This is a genomic window from Mycobacterium sp. UM_Kg27 (assembly GCF_000972905.1).
In the GTDB taxonomy this organism is placed as follows: domain Bacteria; phylum Actinomycetota; class Actinomycetes; order Mycobacteriales; family Mycobacteriaceae; genus Mycobacterium.
The window spans coordinates 1-3,324 of the sequence record NZ_JRMM01000227.1 but is presented as its reverse complement, the minus strand read 5'-3'; the positions used below and the strand labels follow the sequence as shown (position 1 = coordinate 3,324).

The 3,324-nt window shown below is 74.5% G+C and carries 1 pseudogene; it reads right to left on the bottom strand.

Annotated elements, in window-relative coordinates:
* Window positions 1–3,324 (bottom strand): annotated as a pseudogene (locus LI94_RS24025) (PE family protein); the annotation flags it as partial.

Genomic DNA, 3,324 nt, shown 5'->3' with positions numbered 1-3,324 from the left:
GTGGTGTTGTCAGCCTCTAGGCCACCCTGGCCACCGTTACCACCGGCACCACCAGCACCACCATCGGTGCCGGCCACACCCGCAGTGTGCGAGTCGGCGCCGGCCAGGCCCGCACCACCGGCACCGCCGGCGCCACCGGCACCGGCCACACCGTCGGCGCCGTCGGCCGCCACACCGCCCCGGCCCGCGCCACCGGCACCACCGGCACCGGCGTTACCGCCTGCGCCACCGGCACCACCGTCATGGCCATCGACATGCCCGACCTCACCGGCCGCACCCGCAGCACCCTTGCCGCCGGCACCACCGGAACCACCGGCACCGCCGGCACCACCCAGACCCTGCAGGCCCGCCGACGAACCCGTGCCCCCGGCACCACCGGCACCACCGGCACCACCATTGGTGCCCGACTCACCCGCACCACCTGCAGCACCCGCGATGACCGCGTCAGCACCGGTCTCACCGGTGTAACCGGCACCACCCTTGCCGCCGTCGCCACCAGCGCCACCAACACCGTCCGTGGCCCGCGCGCCACCAACATTCAGGCCGCCCTGCCCACCGTTACCACCGGCGCCACCGGCGCCACCATTGCCACCGGACACACCCGCGCTCGTGGAGTTCGCCCCGGCGAAGCCCGCACCACCGGCCGCACCGGCGCCACCGACACCAGCCGTGCCGTTGACACCAGCGGCGGCCATACCACCCAGGCCCGCACCACCAAGACCACCCTTACCCGCGTTGCCGCCGGCACCACCATTGCCACCGTCATGGCCATCGACATGGCCCGCGGTACCGGCAGCACCCGCAGCGCCCGCACCGCCCTTACCACCGGAACCACCGGCGCCACCGGCACCGCCGACACCCTGCGTGCCCGCCGTCGAGCCGGTACCGGCGGCACCACCGGCGCCACCATTGCCACCATTGGTGCCCGACTCACCCGCACCACCGTCAGCACCGGCGACCGCCGCGTCCGCACCCGCCGCACCGGTGTAGCCGGCACCACCATTGCCACCGGCACCACCATTGCCACCGGCACCCTGCGTGGCGCGCGTGCTGCCATCGACCTGCAGGCCACCCTGCCCACCATTACCACCGGCGCCACCGGCACCACCATTGCCACCGGACACACCCGCGCTCGTGGAATCAGCACCGGTGAAGCCCGCACCACCGGCCGCACCGGCGCCACCGACACCCGCGGTGCCATTGGCGCCAGCGGCGGCCGTACCACCTAGGCCCGCACCACCGAGACCACCCTTGCCCGCGTTACCGCCGGCACCACCATTGCCACCGTCGTGGCCATCGACATGGCCCGCCGTACCGGCAGCACCCGCAGCGCCCTTGCCGCCGGCGCCCCCGGAACCACCGGCGCCACCGGCACCGCCGACACCCTGCGTGCCCGCCGTCGAGCCGGTACCGCCGGCACCACCGGCACCACCATTGCCACCATTGGTGCCCGACTCACCCGCACCACCGTCAGCACCGGCGACCGTCGCGTCCGCACCGGTCTTACCGGTGTACCCGGTACCACCCTTGCCACCGGCACCGCCGGTGCCACCGGCGCCGTCGGCGACGCGCGTGACGCCGTCAGCCTTCAGGCCGCCCTGGCCACCGTTGCCACCGGCGCCGCCGGCACCACCATTGCCACCGGAAACTCCAGCGCTGGTGGAGTTGGCACCGTCAAAGCCGGTACCACCGGCGCCGCCGGCGCCACCGACGCCCGCCGTACCGTCGGTTCCTCCGGCGGCCTGAACACCAGCGCCACTGAGACCGCCGCTACCGGCCTTGCCGGCATTACCGCCCGCACCACCGTTACCGCCGGCGGTGCCGTCCACATGAGCAGCCGTACCGGCCGCACCGGCCGCACCCGTGGCGCCCGCGCCACCGCTACCGCCGTTACCACCGATGCCACCAGCACCAGCCGCACCGATGTTGGTGCCCTGGCCGCCGACGCCACCGGCGCCACCGTTGCCGCCAACGCCACCGTTGGTGCCCGCGGTACCGGCGGTAGCTCCGGCCACGCCGTTGCCACCATTGCCGCCCTTACCGCCAGCGCCGCCGGCGCCACCATCGCCCTGAGTGGCCCGGGTCGCGCCGTCGGCCTGCAAACCACCCAAGCCACCGGCACCACCGGCACCACCGGCGCCACCGTTGGTGCCGTCGATGCGCCCGACGCCGGTGTTGGAGCCGTTGAGACCGTCGAAGCCCTGACCGCCGGCGCCACCCTTGCCGCCGACACCGGCCGAACCGTCAGTGCCGTCAGCGGCGGTGGCTCCGTTGCCGCTGCCGCCACCGGCACCGCCCTTACCGGCGTTGCCGCCGGCACCGCCGGCCTGACCTGCGGCCCCATCGATGTTCGCGGCCGTGCCGGCCGCGCCGGCCGCACCGTCGGCGCCCTTGCCGCCGGAGCCGCCGTCACCACCCGCGCCGCCGACACCGTGCGCTCCGGCATTCGTGCCGGTTCCGCCGACACCGCCGGCACCACCGGCACCACCGTTGCCACCGTTCTCACCGGCCGCGCCCGCGGTGGCCGCGTTCTGGCCCTCGTAGCCGGCGCCGCCCTTACCGCCGGCACCACCGTTACCGCCGTCGCCATCGGCAGCCCGCGTGTTGTCGGCTCTGAGGCCGCCCTGACCGCCGTTGCCACCGGCACCGCCGGCCTGACCCGCCGTGCCATCCGGGTTGGCCTGGGTGCCATCGATCCCGTCCGTGCCGTCCTTGCCGTCACCACCGTCACCACCGACACCGGCGATACCTGCGGTCGCACGCGTTGTGCCATTGGCCTGCAGACCACCCACGCCTGCGTCGCCGCCCGCACCTCCGTTGCCACCCGCGGTGCCCGCAGCCGCAGCGACGTCGGACGCAGCGTCATAACCGGCGCCGCCGACGCCACCGTTACCACCCTTACCGGCAAGACCATTACCGCCGCTGGCTGCGTAGTTACCGCCACCGGAGTCACCACCAGCACCACCGACGCCAGCGTTACCGCCGTTACCGCCGTTGCCACCGGCCCCGCCGTCGGGGTTGGCGGCGTCTCCGGCAGTACCGGCGCCACCATTGGCGCCGTCAGTGCCCGAACCACCCTTGCCACCGACGCCACCGGCACCGTGCTGGCCGGCGGCGGAACCGGTGCCACCGGTACCGCCGGCGCCTCCGGCACCACCATTGCCGCCCGAGGTACCGGCGGCGGCACCCGCGGCGAGCGCGTCATAGCCCGCGCCGCCCTTGCCACCGGCGCCACCGTCGCCACCAACACCCTGCGCGGCGTGGGCGCCGTTGGCCTGCAGGCCACCCTGGCCGCCGTTACCGCCGGCCTGTCTCTTATACACA